19 protein-coding genes and 1 pseudogene are annotated in these 21,274 nt (G+C 31.0%); 14 read left to right on the top strand and 6 right to left on the bottom strand.

From position 1 onward, the window contains the following. The first annotated feature begins 1 nt into the window (after position 1). Positions 2–1,264: pseudogene (locus B3792_RS01255) on the top strand (DUF3472 domain-containing protein). 57 nt (positions 1,265–1,321) lie between these two features. Here the strand turns inward: B3792_RS01255 and B3792_RS01250 are convergent. The 3 genes from B3792_RS01250 to B3792_RS01240 form a co-directional block, all read right to left on the bottom strand. Then, positions 1,322–2,338 carry a PTS transporter subunit IIC gene (locus B3792_RS01250; RefSeq protein ID WP_125350329.1) on the bottom strand — a complete coding sequence of 339 codons (1,017 nt, stop codon included), beginning with the start codon at positions 2,336–2,338 and terminating at the stop codon, positions 1,322–1,324. Between the two features lie 37 nt (positions 2,339–2,375). Then, positions 2,376–3,791, bottom strand: coding sequence for a DUF4932 domain-containing protein (locus B3792_RS01245; protein WP_291049241.1), 1,416 nt, complete (start codon positions 3,789–3,791; stop codon positions 2,376–2,378). Positions 3,792–3,867: 76 nt separating this feature from the next. Beyond that, entirely contained in the window at positions 3,868–7,329 is a 3,462-nt protein-coding gene (locus tag B3792_RS01240; RefSeq protein WP_291049238.1) for a methylmalonyl-CoA mutase family protein, read from the bottom strand. A gap of 184 nt (positions 7,330–7,513) precedes the next feature. Here B3792_RS01240 and B3792_RS01235 point away from each other — a divergent pair, with 184 nt between their 5' ends. After that, positions 7,514–8,416, top strand: a complete 903-nt coding sequence (locus tag B3792_RS01235; RefSeq protein ID WP_280049674.1) for a hypothetical protein — start codon at positions 7,514–7,516, stop codon at positions 8,414–8,416. Position 8,417: 1 nt separating this feature from the next. Here B3792_RS01235 and B3792_RS01230 read toward each other — a convergent pair whose 3' ends face one another. After that, positions 8,418–9,095 carry a uracil-DNA glycosylase gene (locus B3792_RS01230; protein WP_219034364.1) on the bottom strand — a complete coding sequence of 226 codons (678 nt, stop codon included), beginning with the start codon at positions 9,093–9,095 and terminating at the stop codon, positions 8,418–8,420. Between the two features lie 45 nt (positions 9,096–9,140). Between B3792_RS01230 and B3792_RS01225 the strand changes: the two genes are divergently transcribed. From B3792_RS01225 to B3792_RS01200, 6 genes are all read left to right on the top strand, one after another. Beyond that, positions 9,141–9,524 (top strand): DUF5004 domain-containing protein, encoded by a 384-nt coding sequence (locus B3792_RS01225; protein WP_115000084.1) that lies wholly within the window; start codon positions 9,141–9,143, stop codon positions 9,522–9,524. Positions 9,525–9,592: 68 nt separating this feature from the next. Then, on the top strand, positions 9,593–11,740 hold the full coding sequence (locus tag B3792_RS01220) for an endonuclease MutS2 (protein WP_286495176.1): 2,148 nt from the start codon (positions 9,593–9,595) through the stop codon (positions 11,738–11,740). 561 nt (positions 11,741–12,301) lie between these two features. Next, complete coding sequence (locus B3792_RS01215; protein WP_291068650.1) at positions 12,302–12,577, top strand: hypothetical protein; 276 nt, start codon at positions 12,302–12,304, stop codon at positions 12,575–12,577. A gap of 417 nt (positions 12,578–12,994) precedes the next feature. Continuing rightward, positions 12,995–13,621: a peroxiredoxin gene (locus B3792_RS01210; protein ID WP_038336698.1), complete on the top strand. Its 627-nt coding sequence runs from the start codon at positions 12,995–12,997 to the stop codon at positions 13,619–13,621. A gap of 159 nt (positions 13,622–13,780) precedes the next feature. Further along, positions 13,781–14,098, top strand: a complete 318-nt coding sequence (locus B3792_RS01205; RefSeq protein WP_286495177.1) for a thioredoxin family protein — start codon at positions 13,781–13,783, stop codon at positions 14,096–14,098. Continuing rightward, entirely contained in the window at positions 14,079–14,330 is a 252-nt protein-coding gene (locus tag B3792_RS01200) for a DUF6952 family protein (protein WP_038336694.1), read from the top strand. Before B3792_RS01205 ends, B3792_RS01200 begins: the two co-directional genes overlap by 20 nt. Positions 14,331–14,406: 76 nt before the next feature. Here B3792_RS01200 and B3792_RS01195 read toward each other — a convergent pair whose 3' ends face one another. Beyond that, positions 14,407–15,027, bottom strand: coding sequence for an L-threonylcarbamoyladenylate synthase (locus B3792_RS01195; RefSeq protein ID WP_219034359.1), 621 nt, complete (start codon positions 15,025–15,027; stop codon positions 14,407–14,409). A 63-nt stretch (positions 15,028–15,090) separates the two neighbouring features. Beyond that, positions 15,091–15,966 carry a DUF808 family protein gene (locus tag B3792_RS01190; RefSeq protein WP_115000953.1) on the bottom strand — a complete coding sequence of 292 codons (876 nt, stop codon included), beginning with the start codon at positions 15,964–15,966 and terminating at the stop codon, positions 15,091–15,093. 197 nt (positions 15,967–16,163) lie between these two features. Between B3792_RS01190 and B3792_RS01185 the strand changes: the two genes are divergently transcribed. The 6 genes from B3792_RS01185 to B3792_RS01160 all read left to right on the top strand — a co-directional run bounded on the left by B3792_RS01185 (position 16,164) and on the right by B3792_RS01160 (position 21,021). After that, on the top strand, positions 16,164–16,748 hold the full coding sequence (locus tag B3792_RS01185) for a Crp/Fnr family transcriptional regulator (RefSeq protein ID WP_286495180.1): 585 nt from the start codon (positions 16,164–16,166) through the stop codon (positions 16,746–16,748). Between the two features lie 54 nt (positions 16,749–16,802). After that, a complete protein-coding gene (locus tag B3792_RS01180) occupies positions 16,803–17,237 on the top strand; it encodes a carboxymuconolactone decarboxylase family protein (RefSeq protein ID WP_286495181.1) in 435 nt (144 codons plus the stop codon). A 93-nt stretch (positions 17,238–17,330) separates the two neighbouring features. Continuing rightward, complete coding sequence (locus B3792_RS01175; protein ID WP_115000956.1) at positions 17,331–18,044, top strand: AAA family ATPase; 714 nt, start codon at positions 17,331–17,333, stop codon at positions 18,042–18,044. Between the two features lie 9 nt (positions 18,045–18,053). Next, positions 18,054–18,539: a GNAT family N-acetyltransferase gene (locus tag B3792_RS01170; protein WP_286495182.1), complete on the top strand. Its 486-nt coding sequence runs from the start codon at positions 18,054–18,056 to the stop codon at positions 18,537–18,539. 79 nt (positions 18,540–18,618) lie between these two features. Further along, positions 18,619–19,656 carry a sulfite exporter TauE/SafE family protein gene (locus B3792_RS01165; protein WP_286495183.1) on the top strand — a complete coding sequence of 346 codons (1,038 nt, stop codon included), beginning with the start codon at positions 18,619–18,621 and terminating at the stop codon, positions 19,654–19,656. Positions 19,657–19,737: 81 nt separating this feature from the next. Further along, positions 19,738–21,021 (top strand): MFS transporter, encoded by a 1,284-nt coding sequence (locus tag B3792_RS01160; RefSeq protein ID WP_280061172.1) that lies wholly within the window; start codon positions 19,738–19,740, stop codon positions 21,019–21,021. Positions 21,022–21,274: the final 253 nt, after the last annotated feature.

Raw genomic sequence — 21,274 nt, 5'->3', positions numbered from 1 at the left:
CATGAAAACAATTCATTACATCTTATTCTCTCTTTCCGTTTTGGTTGGAGGAAATGTAATCGCACAACAAACAAAAACTTATGACATTCCTTTGGTTGGAAATGCTTTTGAAGTCGGTCATAAAGAAGGATCATCTTCTACAGTTACAAAAGTGAATGCTTTAATTTCTCCACAAACTAAAAATGTAACAAAAACGTATTTCAAAGTTTTAGGAACTGGAAATGTTAATATTCAATTAAAGGGTGAAGCTAAAAATGACGCTCAATTAAATGTTGGTTTCAATAAAAAAACAAAAAAATACAATTGGAAATCTACTGATAAAACTATTTCTGTAGGTACATTCGCTATTTCAAAACCGGGTTATGTTTCTGTTGATTTAAGCGGATTGAAAGGCGAAATCCCTATTACAGATTTGATAGTTAGTGGAACTGCAGTAGACAACGGAATTATTTATAGCAACGATCCGCAGTACTATTATTGGGCGAGACGTGGACCTTCTTGCCATTTGGCTTACGAAATCCCTACAGAGAAAAATGTTTCATATTACTACAATGAAATCGTTGTACCAAAAGACGCTGATATAATTGGTTCTTATTATATGGCAAACGGTTTTGGAGAAGGATATTTCGGAATTCAAGCTAATTCACAAACGGAAAGACGTATTTTGTTTTCAGTTTGGAGTCCTTTCGTAACTGATGACCCAAAAAGTATTCCTGATGATGAAAAAATCGTTTTGTTAAAGAAAGGAGACAATGTGAAAACAGGAGAATTCGGTAACGAAGGTTCTGGTGGACAAAGTTATATGAAATACAATTGGAAAGCCGATACAACGTATAAATTCTTATTGAAAGGTGTTCCAAATGGTGATAATTCGACAACTTATACAGCTTGGTTTTTTATGCCAGAAACGAATAATTGGCAAATCATCGCAAGCTTTAAACGCCCTAAAACAAATACATACCTAAAAAGATTTCACTCTTTCCTATAAAATTTTATGCCAACACAAGGTTACTTAACTAGAAAAGTAAACTTCAACAATCAATGGGTTTATGATGGAGAATGGAAAAAAGTAAATGGAGCAAAATTAACTGTTGATGCAACTTATAAAGCAAATCAACGTATTGATGCAACTGGAGGAACAACATCTACTGGATATTTCTTGAAGATGGGAGGCTTTTTTAATGAAATTGAACAACCTGGAACAGCTTTCAAGTTTGATAACAAACAAACTGCACCACAAATTGATTTTTCGAAATTACAATAATCAATATTGTATAAACTAAATAAAAAATCGGTTGGAATTATCCAACCGATTTTTTATTTACCTCAACTTCATATCACCATCTTTTATCCAGTTTTTCTTTTTCATGAAAATGTAAATTAAATATGAAATAATTGCTGGAGCAATGATTTGCAAAATTAATATTGAAGTTAAAATATATGAAGTATCATATTTAGATTTCATAGCATTGAAAGTTCCTATTTGTCCAACCAAACCACAAGAACCCATCCCCGATTCTAGAGCTGTATTTTCCATATTGAAATAAATAATTGCAATTGGACCTATAATCGCTGAAGCTAAAGTTGGTGGAATCCAAATTTTCCAATTTTTATAAATGTTCGGAACCTGTAACATACTTGTCCCTAATCCTTGTGCTAAAACACCTTTCAAACCATTATCCTTAAAACTGATTGTAGCAAATCCAATCATTTGTGCACAACAACCTATTGTTGCAGCTCCAGCTGCTGAACCGTCTAATTCTAACATTAGACACAAAGCAGCTGATGAAATTGGTAAAGTCAAAACCATACCGACAATTACAGCAATTACAACTCCCATTATCAAAGGATTAGAATCGGTTGAAAATATAATTATTTCACCAATCCATTTCATCATTTGTTGAACAGAAGGACCAATGATTTGTGCTAAGATTACTCCAACCAAAACAGTAATAATCGGTGTAATTACAATATCTATACGTGTTTCGCCTGCTACCATTTTTCCCACTTCAACCGCTACAATTGTCGCTATAAAAACACCTAAAGGTCCACCTAATTGATATGCTGCAATTCCTATAACTGCTGACGAAAATAACACCAATTGAGGTGCTCGTAAACTATAAGCAATAGCCAATGCTATCGCAGGTCCTGTCGCTTGATTCGCAACTGGCCAAACAATATCAGTTAAAAAAGAAATATCTAACTCTTCACCAATAGTTTTCAAAATTGTACCAACCAATAAAGTCGCAAATAAACCATAAGCCATTGCGCCCATTGCATCGATAAAATATCGTTTTGCAGAAATTTGTATATCTTTTTTGAGTAGGAAATTTTTCATGTTTGAAATTAAAAAAATCTATTATTTGTATAAAAAACTAATCTATTTCATTCTCTTTTTTACACCAATCAAGCATATATTCATATAAATCAGTCATATTAATTGATGGATTTTCTTTGTACTTTGCAAGCATTACTTGATTAAAATCTGTAAATTTCGCAAAACCTCTCATATTACTCATCATTCCATTCAATTCTGGCAAATATTTATCCAAATCTGTTTTGCTATAATTATCATGAACATATAATATATAAACAGCAAAAGTCATGTATTCGTTAAAAACCTTGTAAGGTGATTCATACATATCAGTTATTGTAGGTTTCGCCCACTTTTTACGATTTGACAATGCTTCATTGATTTGTTTCACATATTTATCAGAAACAGGATTTACATAATTATGATCGATTTCAGTAAATACAACACGTGATTCTAACAATTCATTTTGCGTAGGAGTCAATTTTGAATCAAAATCTGCACGAGCAATGAACATAATAGTTTGTGTAAATCCGTTATCCTCAAAACGCGATGTAGAATGCGCTCCATAAATTAACGGCGAAAAATATACTGCGTATGAACCATAACCAAATCCGAACTTTTTATCCAACCAATTTTGCATTTTCTGAATTGGATTTAATTGATTATACCTTTGCAAAAGTTCTGTATAATACGGTTGGTTGTTCTTATAGAATACTCTAAAATTACTCACTTTTGCAAAATCTTGGAACACTTTTGCATCTTTCATCGGATCAAACGTATACCAGCCTTTTGCCATTTGACCTATGTTTCCATTATTTTTAATCTCTCCGTTTTTATCAAAATTATATGCACAAGCATTCATTTTCAAGGCATAATAATAGCGATAACTTGTATTAGAAAACATATTTCCTTTGTAATCCTCAATATACTGTAAATCTGTAATATATTTTTTAATCGTATCTATCGCAGGATGATTCAAATAAGGCTTAAAGTACTCTTTTACTTGTTTATAATATTCTGTTTTGGTGTCAAACATATTAATTTCTTTCTCAGCATCGGGATGCAAAGCCATTAAAATATTGACCAATTCACTCACTTCCGGAATCGCAACTTCAGTTTTTCCTTTATATTTATTGATATAATCTTTTGTAAAATTTACGTTAGGTGCAATTCCAATAATACGTTGATAAGCGGTATCTTTCTTATTCTGAATGATTAAAAAATCAATCGTTTCACCTTTTTTTAAATCAAAAGAAAGATTATTCTTTCCATCAGAATAAATCACTTCACTCTTTTCATTTGAAACTTCTGCCATAAAAACATCTGGCTTAATTTTAGAATTAATAGCCCAAGATTTGCTTGATATTTTACCATTTACTTTTATTTCAAGCATTTTTTCATTGGTATGTAAAACTTTTTGTGCAAAACTTGGCATTGCTAACAAGGTGAATAAAGCTACAATTACATTTTTTTTCATATTAGTTTATAAGTATTTTTAAAAGAAAACAACCCCATCAAAAGATGAGGCTGTTAAAGTATTATTAATAAAAAAATTACATATTTCTACGGTACTGTCCGCCTACTTCGAATAAGGCAGAAGTGATTTGTCCTAATGAACAAACTTTGGTTGCTTCCATCAACACTTCAAAAATATTTTGATTGTTAATAGCCGCTTGTTGTGCAGTTTCTAATGCACTTTCAGCTTGTTGTTCATTAATTTTATTCAAGTTTTCTTTAGTTTTAATTTGAAATTGTTTTTCCTCTTCTGTTGCACGAATAACCTCCGCAGGAACCACTGTTGGCGAACCTTTTGAACTTAAGAACGTATTTACACCAATAATTGGGAACGTTCCGTTGTGTTTCAATGTTTCGTAATACAATGATTCTTCCTGAATTTTAGAACGTTGATACATCGTTTCCATCGCTCCTAAAACGCCACCACGTTCTGTAATACGATCAAATTCTTGTAAAACTGCTTCTTCTACTAAATCCGTTAATTCTTCAATTATAAATGAACCTTGAATTGGATTTTCGTTCTTCGCTAAACCTAATTCTTTATTGATAATCAACTGAATAGCCATTGCACGGCGAACCGATTCTTCTGTTGGCGTTGTAATTGCTTCATCGTACGCATTGGTATGTAACGAGTTACAGTTGTCGTAAATCGCATATAAAGCTTGCAACGTCGTACGAATATCGTTGAAATCAATTTCTTGCGCGTGTAACGATCGACCCGAAGTTTGAATATGGTATTTCAACATTTGTGCACGTTCGTTAGCTCCGTATTTATTTTTCAAGGCTTTTGCCCAAATTTTACGCGCCACACGACCAATTACTGAATATTCTGGATCGATACCATTGGAGAAGAAAAACGATAAGTTTGGCCCAAACGCATTGATATCCATTCCGCGAGATAAATAATACTCAACATACGTAAATCCGTTAGCTAACGTAAACGCTAACTGCGTAATAGGATTCGCTCCTGCTTCAGCAATATGGTAACCCGAAATAGAAACCGAATAAAAATTACGTACATTTTGATTGATGAAATATTCTTGCACATCGCCCATTAAACGCAACGCAAATTCTGTTGAGAAAATACACGTATTTTGTGCTTGGTCTTCTTTTAAAATATCTGCCTGAACAGTTCCACGAACCTGAGCTAACGTATTTTTCTTAATTTCAGCATAAACTTCTGCAGGTAAAACCTGATCACCAGTTACACCCAAAAGCATTAACCCCAAACCATCATTTCCTTCTGGTAAATCGCCATTATAACGAGGTCTTTCCAAACCTTTGTCTTCGTAAATAGCTTTGATTTTTGCTTCAATTTCAGTTTCTAAACCATTTTCTTTGATGTATTTTTCACAATTTTGATCAATTGCGGCATTCATAAAGAAACCTAACAACATAGGCGCAGGACCGTTAATCGTCATAGAAACCGAAGTAGCTGGATGTGATAAATCGAAACCAGAATATAATTTCTTCGCATCATCTAAACAACAAATCGAAACTCCAGCATTACCAATTTTTCCGTAAATATCAGGACGATGACCTGGATCATTTCCATACAAAGTTACCGAATCAAACGCTGTAGACAAACGCTTTGCTGGCATTCCTTTCGATACATAATGGAAACGACGATTGGTACGCTCTGGTCCACCTTCACCCGCAAACATACGCGTTGGATCCTCACCTTCACGTTTAAATGGATATAATCCCGAAGTAAAAGGAAACTCACCCGGTACGTTTTCTTGTAAAACCCAACGTAAAATATCGCCCCAAGCTTCGTACTTTGGCAATGCAATTTTAGGGATTTGTAAATGCGATAAAGACTCAGAATGTGTCTGAATTTTAATTTCTTTATCACGCACTTTAAATGTATAAACTGGATTTTTATATTTGTTTACCTTTTCGTCCCAAGTCGTGATTACTTCCCAGTTGAAAGGATCTAAATTCATTTTTAATTTATCAAATTCAGCTAAAAGAATTTTAACTAAATCTGCATTTTCAGTTCCAGAAATATCAATTCCGTGTTGAGAAATTGTTGGCTTTTTTCCAGAAAGTGTTTCAATTGTTTTAAAGAAACCATATAGTTTTTGAGCTACATCTCTCTGTGCATTTGCACGAACATCATATCCACGATTATTTTCAGCAATCTCTGATAAATAACGCGTTCTTGATGGTGGAATAACAAAGATTTTCTCTGACATTTCTTTTGTAATTTGAAAAGAAGATTTCAAATCTGCATTTGTTTTTTCAACCACTTTATCAATGATTGATTGGTATAATTGATTGGTTCCTGGATCGTTAAATTGTGAAGCAATTGTTCCAAAAACAGGCATTTCATCAGGATTTATATCCCAAAGATTATGATTACGTTGGTATTGTTTTTTTACATCGCGTAAGGCATCTAACGCACCACGTTTATCGAATTTATTAATCGCCACAATGTCAGCAAAATCTAACATATCAATCTTCTCTAATTGCGTTGCAGCACCAAATTCTGGCGTCATGATATACAATGAAGCATCAGAATGATCTAAAATTTCGGTATCTGACTGACCAATTCCAGAAGTTTCTAAAATAATCAAATCATATTTCGCAGCTTTCAACACCTGAATCGCTTCCTCCACATATTTCGATAACGCTAAATTTGATTGACGAGTAGCCAGCGAACGCATATAAACACGAGGATTGTTGATAGAATTCATTCGAATACGATCTCCTAACAAAGCACCACCCGTTTTCTTTTTTGATGGATCGACAGAAACCAAAGCAATTGATTTTTCTGGAAAATCAATCAAAAAACGACGCACTAATTCATCTACCATAGACGATTTTCCTGCTCCTCCTGTTCCCGTAATTCCTAAAACCGGTGCAGATTTATCAGCTACTTTATCGAAATCAAATGCCTTCAAAAAATCTTCTTCACGATTTTCTGCCAACGAAATTAGTCGCGCAATCGTCGTGATATCTTTATCTTCTAATGATTGATAAACATCTTTTCCTTCTGGCAATTCTAATGGCCCTGTCGGAAAATCTGCTTTCTCCACCATATCATTAATCATTCCTTGCAAACCTAATTCGCGACCATCATCAGGAGAGTATAAACGTGTAATTCCGTAATCCATCAACTCTTTAATTTCTGACGGTAAAATTACTCCACCTCCACCTCCAACGATGCGGATATGACCCGCTCCTTTTTCTTGAAGCAAATCGTACATATATTTGAAATATTCGTTGTGACCTCCTTGATAAGATGTCATTGCAATTGCATTTGCATCTTCTTGTATCGCAGTATTTACAACATCTTCAACCGATTTATCGTGACCTAAATGGATTACCTCGCAACCCGTTGCTTGAATAATGCGACGCATAATATTAATCGACGCATCATGCCCATCAAACAAAGCAGCAGCAGTTACAATACGTACTTTGTTTTTAGGAGTGTATACTTCTTGTATTGGATGTACAAACTTTTCTTTCTTTTCTTCTTGAGTAATTTGTGACATTTATTTGTGATTTTGATTTTTTATGACTCTTGCTAAGATAACATAAATTTCAATGTTTTTCGTGCAGATAAAATTATCATATTCAATAAAATATTAATGTTTTATTAATAAATCACTATAATTTATATTGATTTATTTACAATATATTATTAACTTTAAAGAGAACTATTTTAGAATTCTACTTATGAATACTTATTCTCTAAAAGATCTATCAGATCTGTCAAGACTAGATGAACAAATGATTGTTTTATGGGATAAAAAGTTCAAATTGTTTAACGAGGATAAGATTGATAAAAATTCATTATTTAACCACGATCACTTAAAAAAAGTTATTATTATTTCTTTTTTAATTGAATCAAACAAAAAATATACAGTAGAAAATTTAAGTGTAAAATCACTTTCAGAAATACAACTTTTATCCGAATTTGAAATTCAAAATTATATCCAGAAAAACAAAAGTTATGAACCAATTATTGTGTTATTAATCTGTTCTTGTTTTTCATATGATACACGTTTCTTTGACGCTATTCTTACACTTTGTTTCAATAAAATTGGAATCGAAAAATGTTGTATAGATATTGTTTTTCCTTTTTTAAGCAAAATGTCTATCATTATGGAAAAGTATACTATTCAAGAATCGGTTATTTCGTTTTCTAAAAACCTAATTAGAAAACATCTTTTTTATTTGATTAAATCAATTCCATATTCAGATCAAAATTCTCGTAAATGGCTTTTATTTTTACCTGAAAAAGAAAATGAAGATTTAGAATTAATTTATACTCATCTTCTTTTAAAAATTAATAACGAAAAAGGAATTTATTTAGGGGAAAATCAGAGTTTAAATTCTATTTTAGAATGTATTGAAAATACTCAAATAACACATATTTTTATTTATATCTCTAAAAATTATGATTCCACTTCTCTTGAAATTTATCTCGAATCAATCACGAAAAATCTTCCAAATGTTACCATTTTTGTAGCTACTTATACTATTCTAAAAGAAAAAATAACCGAAAAAGTTCCGTATATAAACGTAAACACCCCAACAGCTTTTAATTCTTATTTACAAAAAATTATGGCGATGTAAATTATTTACTTTTGATTTCCCAATTTATAGGTTGTAGATTCTTACTTTTCAAAAAATTATTAGTTTTCGAAAAAGGTTTACTTCCCCAAAAACCTCTGTAAGCTCCTAATGGAGAAGGATGAGCAGATTCTATAACAACATGCTTATTTCGGTCAATTTTTGCTCCTTTTTTTTGAGCATAAGCTCCCCAAAGTATAAAAACTAAATTTTCTTTTTGATCAGAAAGCTTCTGTATTACAGCATCTGTAAATATTTCCCAACCTTTTTTCTGGTGCGAACCTGCCTTAGAAGCTTCAACCGTCAATGTTGCATTTAATAATAATACACCTTGTTTAGCCCATGTTTCCAAATTTCCAGAAGTAGAAATTCTTATTCCTAAATCATCATTCAACTCTTTATAAATATTTTGCAAACTTGGAGGTAATTTAATTCCATCGACAACCGAAAAAGACAAACCATTTGCTTGTCCAATCCCATGATAAGGATCTTGACCAATCAAAACCACTTTAACATCATCAAAAGGCGTATAATCTAATGCAGAAAATATTTTGGATGCGGGAGGATATATTGTTTTTGTTTCATACTCATTTCGTACAAAATCTGTCAATATTTTAAAGTAATCTTTTTCAAATTCATTCTTTAAAACTTCTTTCCAAGAAGCATCTAATTTCACATCCATTTTCATATATTTATACAGAAACAAAATTAACCAATTTTAACCTCTATGAAAAAGTTTCTTTACCTAATTCCCTTTTTTATACTAAATTCTTGTATAGATTTTGCTGATGATGATCCTTATGATTTAGGCCGGAAAATTGAAAATAATATAAAAGTTTTGAATACAGATATGATATATAATGCAGACCGAACATACAACATAAGCACTGAAGTGAAGAATAAAAACAAGGATTTTTCAGTAAAAGTTAAATTAACTTTTGAATTTAAAAATCCAAATCCGACAATCAATTCCGAAACTTTAACTATTGATTTAAAACCAAATGAAACTAAAAAATCAGTTTTCAGAAGTAGCAAAGCAAATACTAACACAGATCAAATGACATATATTAATAAGGTCAAAATTAATGTCATTCACTTTGATCGGTCATAAAAAATCACGGATTTCAAAGTATTTCATGATTTTGAATTTGTCGAAATTTTATCCGTAATTTTGCGTTAATGCAAATATCAGAACAAACTTTAAAAGATTTAGAATTTAATGCGGTTCAAAAAGAAATCGCAGAATTTGCTTATACAGAAAAGGTTGAGGCACTTATTTTTAACTTAAAACCTTATCAGGATCACCAACTTTTGGTACAAGATCTACAAACGACAAACGAATATTTAACAAGTTTCGAGACGGGAAATCGTTTTCCGTTTTCAGAATATTATATTTTAGATGAAAATCTAAACCGATTAGAAATTGAGAATTATTATTTGCCTGCAGAAGAATTCTTCAAAATCAAGGCAAATACGCTTCAAGTGAAAGAAATCTTGAAATATTTGACAGCTTTCAACGAATATGCACCTGTTTTGTTTGAGAAAGCTTCAACGATTACTTACGAAAAAAATATCATAAAATTAATCGATCAAGTATTCAATAAATTTGGAGAAATCAAGGACGACGCAAGTCCTGAACTGAAAATTGTACGCGATCGTTTGCGTCATTTGAATGGACGAATTACCGAATTATTCAATAAATCGATGTCTTATCATTCGGATTATTTGGATGACATTCGTGAATCTGTTGTTGGAAATCGTCGCGTTTTGGCCGTTAAATCTGCTTTGAGAAAACGTGTGAAAGGGCAATTTTTAGGTACTTCTAAAACTGGATCGATTACGTTTATTGAGCCAGAAAGTGTACAAAATCCTCGTCGTGAATGGGAAGAATTAAAAGAAGAAGAAAAACATTTGGTTATTCAGATTTTATTAGATTTAACTGCTCAAATTGCAGAATACAAACCAAATCTTGAAGAATATCAAACGTTTTTAGAATACATCGATTTTACACAAGCGAAAGCAAATTATGCTTTTTTGATTAATGGAATTTTACCTCAACTTTCTGAGAATCGAATTATCAAATTAGTCGATGCTTATCATCCTGTTTTATTTTTAAACAATAAAAGAAAAGCTCAAAAAACGATTCCGCAGAGTTTAGAAATTAACGAAGATTGTCGAATTATCATTATTTCTGGTCCAAATGCTGGAGGAAAATCAATTACGTTAAAAACAATTGGTTTACTTCAAATTATGATTCAGAGTGGTGTTTTAGTTCCTGTAAAAGATCAAAGTCAATTTGGATTTTTTAATCAAATTTTCACAGATATTGGAGATAATCAATCCATTGAAAATCATTTATCAACATACAGTTATCGTCTAAAACAAATGTCCTATTTCTTGAAGAATGCAGACGATAAAACATTATTGTTAGTTGATGAATTTGGGACAGGTTCTGATCCAGAATTGGGTGGAGCTTTGGCCGAAGTTTTCTTTGAAGAATTTTATGAACGTAATTCTTTCGGTGTTTTTACGACGCATTATACAAATATCAAATTGAGCGCAGAAAGTTTGCCAGAAGCGATAAATGCTTGTATGTTGTTTGATAAAAAAACATTGGAACCACTTTATCGTTTGGAAATTGGACAAGCCGGAAGTTCATTTACATTTGAGGTTGCTGAGAAAAATAAAATTCCGTTTCGTTTGATTAATCGTGCGAAGAAAAAAGTTGAACGTGAAAAAGTGAGTTTGGATAAAACTATTTTAAAACTTCAACAAGAAAAATTTGAAATTCAGAAAACAAAAGATCATGTTGAAGAGTTGCGCGAAACAAATCTTGAGCACAACGAAAAATTAGAGCAAACGAATGAAAAAATTCAGCAAAAACTATATGATTTTCAGCAATTATATGATCGCGAGCAAAAACGTTTGAAACTTGGAGAACGTATTTCAGACATGGCGGATTCTTACTTGAAAACGAAAAATAAAAAGCAAATGATTTCGAATTTCTTGAAATTAATTGAAATGGAAAACTCGAAAAAAACGAAAGAAGTTCAACGATTAAAGAAAATTGAAAAGATTGTAGAGAAAGAAGTTAAACGCGAGTTAAAAGAAAATTCAGAAACAATTTCTCAACAAAAAGAAGTCATCGAAAAGAAAGAAAAAGCAGCTACTCAGAAAAAAATTGATGCGTTGAAAGTTGGTGATCGTGTCAAAATTCATGGTTCGTCTAGTGTTGGAACAATTGATAAGATAAAAAAAGAAATTGTTTTTGTAAATTACGGTTTATTTACAACTCAAATCAATGTTAATGAGGTATATAAAATTTAGTTTTTTCGTTTAATTAAAAAGTTTTCAATCTTGTTTGTGGCAAGATGATGACATTAAACACTATTCTTGTTCTTTTATAATAGATGTAACAAATTGAAATAACACATTGAGTGATTGTAAATATATAGTTACTATCAACAATCGAGGAATGATGAATGAAAAAGGTATTTTTTAATTTAAGTTTAAGAATTCTTCAAAAATTTACACAAAAAATTCAGCTATATAAACTGTTAAATCTGGTGTTAATAATATTCCGGTTGAAATTAGCAACTGTAATTATGAAGATGAAATAATCGAAGTTTGTTTTATGCAATACAAATAACACACGATATATAAATTATTTATAAAAGATTAATTACCCAAACTTTATTTCTAAATATTACTAATTGTGCATTCGCACAAACGAATAATAACTGGGGTTGGTTAATTGGAAATTGGGGAGGAATTGGTATTGGAAAACCTGGCGAAGGAAAAGGAACTTTTTCTTTTGGTCATCAATTAAATAACAATATTATTGTCCGAAAAAGTCATTCTGAATATCCTTCACGAGATTCTAAAAAAATGACAGTATATGATGATTTACTGGTTGTTTATTTAGATGAAAATAAAAATTTATCGAAAGCTATTTATTTTGATAACGAAGGTCATATTATCAATTATTCGATTACTTATCCCGAAAAAAAGATTACATTTCTGAGTGAAACAAAACCCAATCAACCCATATTTAGATTGATTTACTCGCTACTCGAAAATAATGAAGTTAACACAGCTTTTGAAATTTCAATGGATGGAAAAAATTTTAATACCTATATCGAAAGAAAAATTAAAAAAATATAAAACGAAAAAGGTTAGTGAATTCACTAACCTTTTTCGTTTTAATATCTTAATCTTTCTCTATGCCTTGTGAACTTATCATTAAATCATAATTATCACAGTCGTTTTTAAATAAAATTTAATTCATTTTAAATAATCATCAACATAATGAATATCATTCTTTAGGGTAAATAATCTTCGTAAATTAGCGTATAAATAAGATAAAAAGGCTGTTGTATTGAATTTCAATAGAATATTAACTCAATAATTATTATTAATCATATATCATAAATATAATTTATAGTATAATCTATATTTGAAATTGAAAATATATGGACAGTTTAAAATATCAGTCTAAATTTGTATCAGTAAAAGAGATAAAAACTATTACAAGTTTTATCACATCGAGAAGTAAAAAACAAAATATAAAAAATTAAAATTATGTCATTAGTAGGAAAAAAAGCGCCTTTATTCACAGCGCCAGCAGTAATTGATGGAGACGAAATCGTAGAAAACTTTTCAATGCCAATCGGAGAGAAAAACATCGTTTTATTCTTCTACCCAAAAGATTTTACATTTGTTTGTCCAACAGAATTACACGCATTCCAAGCTAAATTAGCTGAATTCGAAAAAAGAGATGCTGTTGTAATCGCTGCTTCTTGTGATTCAGAAGAAACTCACTTAGCGTGGTTAAACACTGCAAAAGATAACGGAGGTATCGAAGGTGTTACTTACCCAATCGTTGCTGACTTAGCAAAAACTATCGCTATGGATTACGGAGTTTTAGCTGGTGAGTATGTTTACAATGAAGAAAATGATTCTTTAAAATTTGAAGGAGCTCCAGTTGCTTACCGTGGTACTTTCATCATCGACAAAAATGGTGTTGTTCGTCACGAAACAATCAACGATTTACCATTAGGACGTAACATCGATGAGTATGTACGTTTATTAGATGCAATTTTACACGTTGAGAAATATGGTGAAGTTTGTCCAGCAAACTGGGAAGAAGGAAAAGATGCTATGAACGCTACTAAAGATGGTGTAGCTTCTTACTTAGCTTCTCACTAAAAATAACTTGAAAATCTTTTGATTTTCAAAATTCACGAAGAGGCTGTCTAAAAAATTTGACAGGAGATTTTAACGAATTCATTTTCAATAAAAATCACTAAGCTCAACACTTAGACAGCCTTTTTTATACCCAATTTTTAACTTATAAAAATTAATAAAATGTTTGCAGAATTAGAACAAGATAACTTAGCACAAGTAGTTGCTGATAACAATATAGTAATTGTACAATATGGTGCTGGATGGTGTGGAAACTGCCGTTTAGTAAAACCAAAATTCAAAAAATTAGCGGCTGAATATGAAGGTCAAGCTGAGTTTTTATATGTTGATGCTGAAAAATTAGTAGAATCAAGAAAATTAGCTGAAGTTCCAAATTTACCAACTTTCGCGGTTTTCAAAGGAGGAGAAAATGTAGGACAAGTAACTGCGTCTAAAATTGATGCTGTAAAAGAATTGATCAATGAAGTTGCCGGTATTTAAGAATTTAGCAAAAAACGTTTCTATTGAAGCAATGGAAACAGCTTTAGAAGTTTTGGAAGTTTATGCTGATTCTCCAGCTGTAAAGGAGCCAGAACAAGAAGTAATTGGAGAAATGATTTCTAACATTTGTGGAGCTATGGAAATGAAGCAAATGATGGAAGAAGAAGGATTGGACGAGCGTACTGCTGCCAATACTTTTATGCAACGCGTAATGGGTTCGATTGATAAATAATTTTATCAATTAGTTAGTATAGAAAAAGGATTTCAATTGAAATCCTTTTTTGGTTTTATATAATTAATGTTGAATCCTATAAATAATCTTCAATATCACCCTTACCTTCACGTAAAACCTCTACTCCATCCGTCATATCAACAACAGTAGACGCAATATTATCTCCATAACCACTATCAATGACAGCATCTACAAGCTTCTCCCATTTTTCAAAAATCAATTCAGGATCTGTTGTATATTCTACAATTTCATCTTCATCATAAATAGAAGTTGAAGCAATAGGATTTCCTAATTTTTCGACAATCATTTGCGGAACAGCATGATCTGGAACACGAATACCAACCGTTTTTTTACCTTTGTAAGCAACAGGTAAATTGCGCGATGCATTCATGACAAATGTAAAAGGACCTGGTAAAGCGCGTTTCAAAATTTTGAACGTACTGTTATCAATTGGTAAAGTATATTGTGACAAATGGCTTAAATCATTACAAACAATAGAAAAATGAGATTTTTCAAGTTTAACACCTTTCAATCGAGCAAGTTTCTCCATTGCTTTAATATTCGTAATATCACATCCTAATCCATACACAGTATCGGAAGGATAAATAATTAAACCTCCATTTTGTAAAATCTTAACCACTTGATCAATCGCTTTTTCTTGTGGATTTTCTGGATGAATTCTGATATAATCTGCCATTTGTAAATCTTTATTCAAAGATACGAAATAGTTAACAATTCTTTTCGAAATCTATTCTATCTCCTAACCTTTAGCTAAACCTATTATTTTCTTAACTATTGTGACAAGTACCACAACCAATAATCCTGCAATCAAAGCAATCAAAGCTTCGCTAATCATCATTGGAATTGCTGTAGGTAAATGATGATGAATATAATCGATGTTATGAACAAATATCCCGCCTGAAACCAATAAAAGCGCAACAGTCCCTACAAATCCTAAAATTTTGATCACATATGGTAATGCATCAACCAAAAAATGTCCTAATTTAGAAACAGCTCCTTTGTCGTGTGATGCTTTTATCAGTTTAAAACCTGCATCATCCATACGAACAATTAAGGTTACAATCCCGTAAACACCAATGGTTGCTAAAATTGCAATAAACGAAACTGTAAAAACTTGTGTCAACATTGGTTGTTCCAAAACTGTACTCAATGCAATAATCACAATTTCTATCGAAAGGATAAAGTCCGTAATAATCGCAGATTTCACTTTTGATTTTTCCGAAACTTGCTTCTTATCTTCTACTTTATCTTCATGAATAACTTCTGAACCTTTTTTTGGACGGTGAAAAATAAACTCGATTATTTTCTCTACACCTTCAAAAGCTAAATAAAAACCTCCCAAAATCAAAACATATTTTATCACTTCTGGCATATAATGATTTAGTGTCAAAACAATTGGAACAATGATCAATTTATTGATAAAAGAGCCTTTTGTTATTGCCCATAAAACTGGTATTTCGCGCGAAGATAAAAATCCCGTTGCTTTCTCAGCATTTACAGCCAAATCATCTCCTAAAATCCCTGCTGTTTTACTCGCTGCTACTTTACTTGTAACCGCTACATCATCCATCAATGCTGCAATATCATCTAAAATTGCAAATATTCCTGAAGCCATATTATTGTTATTTTTTGGTTCGTAAAAGTAAAAAAAAATGTCAAATCTTTATAGATTATTTTTATGTTCTTTCGACGATTCATTTCAAGTAAATTGCACTCCAAATTCTGACTATAAACCTGATTAATTTTAAACTAAATTAAGTCCTTTCGGAAACTAATCATTAATTTTAAAGAGAAATATATTAAGCTTATAAAATGGAAAATTCTTTCGGTCAGTTAAAGAAACATATTCAAATTTTCACTTCAATTTCTGAAGAAGAATTTCACGATTCAGTCCAATATTTTGAGAAATTTTCGGTGAAGAAAAAAGAAATGATTCATAAAGCTGGAACAGTTTGTACGTACAATTATTTTATTATTTCTGGATGTATTCGATTATTTTTCATCAATGAAAAAGGTGTAGAACAAACCATTGATTTTGCTATCGAAAATTGGTGGTTGACAGATTTGTTTTCTTACATTAATCAACAAAGTTCTGAGTTTTATATTCAAGCTGTAGAAAATGCAATTATTATGAAAATGAGTAAAACGAACGAAGAAATTTTATGCGAAAAACATCCTATTTTCAATTCGTATTTCAAACAAATTTATCAAAAAGCAAATGCTGCTGCTCAAATGCGTTCCAAATATTTGAAAGAGTTTTCGAAAGAGGAGTTTTATCTTCACTTCAAGAAAAATTTTCCTGAGTTTTTACAACGTGTTCCGCAATATTTATTAGCTTCTTATTTAGGTTTCACACCCGAATATTTAAGCGAAATCCGAAAGAAAGAGTTTTCTTAAACCAGTTTAATTTTATTGAATAAATAATCAACGAACTTTGTAAAAAATTAAGAAATGAAATCACGATTAAACATTCAAAAATTAGAACCAAAAGCTTACGAAGCAATGTATGGTCTAGAGAATTATTTAGCAAATTCTGAATTAGATAAATTACATTTAGAACTTATTAAAATCAAAGCTTCACAAATCAATGGTTGTGCTTTTTGTATTAATATGCACACCAAAGACGCGATGAAATTAGGCGAAACAAATCAACGTATTTTTTTGTTGAATGCGTGGCGAGAAACGACACTTTTTACAGAAGAAGAGCGTGTGATATTGGAGATGACAGAAGAAATTACAAATATTAGTCAACATGGTTTATCAGAAGAAACTTATCAAAAAGCATTAACACTTTTTTCTGAAAATTATATTGCGATTATCATTATTGCAATTACCACGATTAATGCTTGGAATAGAATTGCAATCAGTTCTCATATGACGGTTTAAAATTTTAGCTTCAGAAATCTGAAGCTTTTTTTGTGCTAAAAATCGGCTTTCGGATTAAAATAGTTTATTTTTGAGTCTTGAAGTAAAATTGATATGAATATTTACGATTTAATTGTTGACGATAAGGAAGAAATTTCTTTGAATGATGTTTTTTTAGATGATCAAAATCTTGCTCAAGTAAAACAACTTATCAAAGAACATAGATATATAGAGGAATTGAGTAAATATAATTTACCTGTCAATAATAAAATTTTGTTGCATGGATTTTCAGGTTGTGGAAAAACAACAACTGCAAAAGCAATTGCAAATGAAATCGGAAAACCAATATTGATTTTGAATTTAAGTAATATTGTTTCATCAAGAATTGGTGAAACTTCGCAAAATATTCGAATGCTTTTTGATAAAGCTGCTCGTGAAAAAGCAATTCTATTTTTGGATGAGTTTGACCAAATCGGAAAAGCGCGTGGAAATGATGACAAAGATGTTGGCGAAATGCGTCGTTTAGTGAACACAGTAATTCAATTAATTGATTATTTGCCACAAAATTCGTTGTTGATAGCCGCAACAAATCATCCACATATTATTGATGTTGCATTGTTGAGAAGATTTCAATTAAAAATTGATTTCAAAATGCCAACTTCTGAAATGTTAGATGTTTATTATGATAAACTTTTAAACGATTTACCAAAAGATATTCAATCACTCAAACGAAAATATAACGTTTCATTTGCAGAAGCTAAAGATTATGCACTTACAAACGCAAAAGCATTACTGATTGAAAAATTAGAACGTCAAGCAAATTCTTAAAACCAAAATATGGAAGACGAATTAATTTATTTCAGAGAACTTTTGGACACTGATGTAGCACGACTTTTCGAAATTTATTCGAATGCAAAAGCCATGAAATACCGCGAAACCGCTCCAATGAAAACAATCGAAGATTCGTACAAAATGCTGGAAAGAGATAAAGAAAAAAAGAATTCTGGATATGAATTTCGTTTTGCTGTTATCGAAAAATCTTCTGAAACCTTGATTGGTACTGTGATGTTTCAACCTGTTCACGACAAAGCGATTATTGGCTATTCGATTGATGAACAATTTTGGAACAGAGGTTACGCAACACGAATCATCAATCTGATTTCGAAAGAGTTGAAATCGAGAAAATATATGCTGATTGAAGCTTGGGTGAAAAAAGAAAATATCGCCTCGTCTAAAGCCTTATTAAAAAATAATTTTCAACAGATTTCGCAAACAATTTATCCGAAAAATCATCTTTTTCAATTAAGATTTACTTATTCTTAAGTTTTACTTAAGATAAGTCTTTAAGCATTAATTTCTAAAATCATCGTCCTAATTTTGTAACAGAATAAAATTTCTGGTCATGATTTTTACTATTTTTCTCCTATTTATTGGAGCTATTTTAGCATTTTGGATAAGTGCAATTTGTGGCGGTGGCGCAAGTTTAATCTTAATTCCAATCCTCAATCTTATTATTCCAACTTCGTTAGTCCCTTTTTCGTTAACAATCGGAACATTTACAAGTTCTGCCTCTCGAATAGCGGCTTTCAGAAAATCTGTACATTGGAAAATCTTCTTTTGGTTCGTGCCATTTTCGATTCCAGCAGTTTTAATGGGCGCTTATTTAATCAAATTTATCAACCCAATTTATTTACAAATTATTGTAGCTGTATTATTGATTTCAAATGTTCCACAATTATTTCTAAACAAAAAACAACAAGACAATGAAGAAAAACCTTCACCAAAATATATTTTGGCCATTGTTGGTTTTTTAGCTGGATTCGTTTCTGGAATAACAGGAGCAATAGGTTTATTATTCAATAGATTTTATTTAAAATATGGATTAACAAAAGAAGAAATTATTGCAACGCGAGCTGCCAACGAAATTATACTTCATATCATAAAATTAATCATTTATATTGTTCTTGCTTTATACTCAAAGAACGCATTATTACTTGGATTGACGATTGCAATTGCCTCAATTATTTCTTCTTATACGGTCAAATATATTTTACCTTATTTTAGCGATTTTATTTTCAGAAAAGTTGGCTATGCAGCGATGGTTATTTCTGGAATTACACTTTTTTATACAAGTTCCCAAAAAATCATTCAAGAAGATAAAGTTCAACTTACAACAACAAGTAAAGGTGACGAAAATGAAACCACTTTAAAATGGCGAAACAGCGATTTTGTGATGGAATATTCGTTAGATGGTGAATTTGAGATTGAACGTCCAATTCAACCGAATGAATTACCTAAAAATTTATTAAAGAAATACAATGAAATTTTACCTAATTACGATAAAATCCATCTCGAAAAAGTATTCAGAATTGGAGAAGATAGTTATGAGTTTTATTGTTACAAAGACAATAAACTGACCAAATTTGAACTGAAAGAATAGAAGATTGAACAATTAATTTTTACGAAACATTATTTTTGATAAATTATTCTTAAGTTTAACCAACATTACTATAAAAAATTTATGAATACAAAAGATAATCCCAAACTAATACGAGCTTGGATTTCTTACGACTGGGCAAATTCTGTTCATTCTTTAGTTATTGCCTCTGCTATTTTTCCGGTTTATTACACTTTAATGACCTATGATGCGAACGATCACCCAATTAAATTTTTAGGATTATTACCAGAGTCCGCATTCAATTTTTCATTGGCAATTGCTTTCTTTTTTGTGATTGTTTTGTCTCCTGTTTTATCTTCAATTGCAGATTTAATCGGAAATAAAATAAAATTTCTTCGCTTTTTTTGCTATTTAGGATCTTTCTCATGCATCGGAATGTTTTTCTTTACATCAAGCGATTTAGTTTGGTTAGCTTTATTACTCAATATCACTGCAAGCATAGGTTTTTGGGGAAGTTTAGTTTTTTACAACGCCTATTTACCAGAAATTGTCTCAGACGAAAAAATGGACAAAGTTTCGGCGCAAGGTTATATGTTTGGTTATATTGGTTCTGTCATTTTATTGACGATTTGTTTGGCAATGATACAATTCGCCCCAGAAGAACAACAAGCAATGTTTACTCGAATAAGTTTCTTATTAACAGGAATTTGGTGGTTAGGATTTGGACAAATTGCATTAAGTAAATTACCAAACCACAAATATGATCGCGAAATTCCAAAAGATATCATCAAATCGAGTTTTAGAAATTTAAAACATACCTTCAAAGATCTTAATCAATACAAAAATATTCGTGTTTTTTTGGCTGGATTTTTCTTTTACAGTTTAGCAATGCAAACTATCTTTTTGATGGCGGCAATGTTTGGAAGTTCAGAAATAGGAATGGAATCTTCAGAATTGATTATGACCATTTTATTAATTCAAATTGAAGCTGTTTTAGGTGCATGGTTATTCTCTTTTCTATCAGGAAAAATAGGAAATAAGAAAACCTTATTAATCGGGATTTTTATCTGGATTATTACATGTATTATTGGTTATTTGATTAATAAAAATGATCCTAATGTAAAAACTCAATTTTACGTAATGGCTGCAATGGTTGGTCTTGTAATGGGAGGTTTGCAAGCTTTATCACGTTCTACATACGCCAAATTATTACCAGAAACAGAAGATACTACAACCTATTTTAGCTTTTACGATGTTTTCGAAAAATTTGCCTTATTTTTAGGTTTAGTTATTTATGGATTATTGATTGAATATTCTGGCGGAATGAAAGCTTCGGCACTTGCAATGGGCGTTTCGTTTGCGATTAGTTTCGTTATTTTATTGTTCTATAAAATGGAAAAGAAGTAAAGTCATTTATATCAAATAAAAAAATAAACCCCAATATTTTAAATCAATATTGGGGTTTATTTTTAACAATTTACAATCTTCCTTTTTCCGAACTACTTTTTGATTGTTCTATTGTGAATGATTTTCCGAAATTGTATCGAATTCCAACACGATAATAGCGAGCGGATTGTCCTGTATAAACAAATTTTGTATCGTTACTAAAACTTTGATCTTGCCAAGCTCTATCTTTAAATAGTCTCTCCTTAAACTACTT

Origin of the sequence: Empedobacter sp. UBA5924 (assembly GCF_002431085.1) — a bacterium.
GTDB lineage: Bacteria > Bacteroidota > Bacteroidia > Flavobacteriales > Weeksellaceae > Empedobacter > Empedobacter falsenii_B.
The sequence above is the reverse complement of the archived record's forward strand: the minus strand, read 5'-3'. Positions and strand labels throughout refer to the sequence as shown.

Coding starts and splice junctions, on each gene's coding strand:
- B3792_RS01250 (WP_125350329.1), bottom strand. CDS start 2,338: ATGAAAAATTTCCTACTCAAAAAAGATATACAAATTTCTGCAAAACGA.
- B3792_RS01245 (WP_291049241.1), bottom strand. CDS start 3,791: ATGAAAAAAAATGTAATTGTAGCTTTATTCACCTTGTTAGCAATGCCA.
- B3792_RS01240 (WP_291049238.1), bottom strand. CDS start 7,329: ATGTCACAAATTACTCAAGAAGAAAAGAAAGAAAAGTTTGTACATCCA.
- B3792_RS01235 (WP_280049674.1), top strand. CDS start 7,514: ATGAATACTTATTCTCTAAAAGATCTATCAGATCTGTCAAGACTAGAT.
- B3792_RS01230 (WP_219034364.1), bottom strand. CDS start 9,095: ATGGATGTGAAATTAGATGCTTCTTGGAAAGAAGTTTTAAAGAATGAA.
- B3792_RS01225 (WP_115000084.1), top strand. CDS start 9,141: ATGAAAAAGTTTCTTTACCTAATTCCCTTTTTTATACTAAATTCTTGT.
- B3792_RS01220 (WP_286495176.1), top strand. CDS start 9,593: ATGCAAATATCAGAACAAACTTTAAAAGATTTAGAATTTAATGCGGTT.
- B3792_RS01215 (WP_291068650.1), top strand. CDS start 12,302: ATGACAGTATATGATGATTTACTGGTTGTTTATTTAGATGAAAATAAA.
- B3792_RS01210 (WP_038336698.1), top strand. CDS start 12,995: ATGTCATTAGTAGGAAAAAAAGCGCCTTTATTCACAGCGCCAGCAGTA.
- B3792_RS01205 (WP_286495177.1), top strand. CDS start 13,781: ATGTTTGCAGAATTAGAACAAGATAACTTAGCACAAGTAGTTGCTGAT.
- B3792_RS01200 (WP_038336694.1), top strand. CDS start 14,079: ATGAAGTTGCCGGTATTTAAGAATTTAGCAAAAAACGTTTCTATTGAA.
- B3792_RS01195 (WP_219034359.1), bottom strand. CDS start 15,027: ATGGCAGATTATATCAGAATTCATCCAGAAAATCCACAAGAAAAAGCG.
- B3792_RS01190 (WP_115000953.1), bottom strand. CDS start 15,966: ATGGCTTCAGGAATATTTGCAATTTTAGATGATATTGCAGCATTGATG.
- B3792_RS01185 (WP_286495180.1), top strand. CDS start 16,164: ATGGAAAATTCTTTCGGTCAGTTAAAGAAACATATTCAAATTTTCACT.
- B3792_RS01180 (WP_286495181.1), top strand. CDS start 16,803: ATGAAATCACGATTAAACATTCAAAAATTAGAACCAAAAGCTTACGAA.
- B3792_RS01175 (WP_115000956.1), top strand. CDS start 17,331: ATGAATATTTACGATTTAATTGTTGACGATAAGGAAGAAATTTCTTTG.
- B3792_RS01170 (WP_286495182.1), top strand. CDS start 18,054: ATGGAAGACGAATTAATTTATTTCAGAGAACTTTTGGACACTGATGTA.
- B3792_RS01165 (WP_286495183.1), top strand. CDS start 18,619: ATGATTTTTACTATTTTTCTCCTATTTATTGGAGCTATTTTAGCATTT.
- B3792_RS01160 (WP_280061172.1), top strand. CDS start 19,738: ATGAATACAAAAGATAATCCCAAACTAATACGAGCTTGGATTTCTTAC.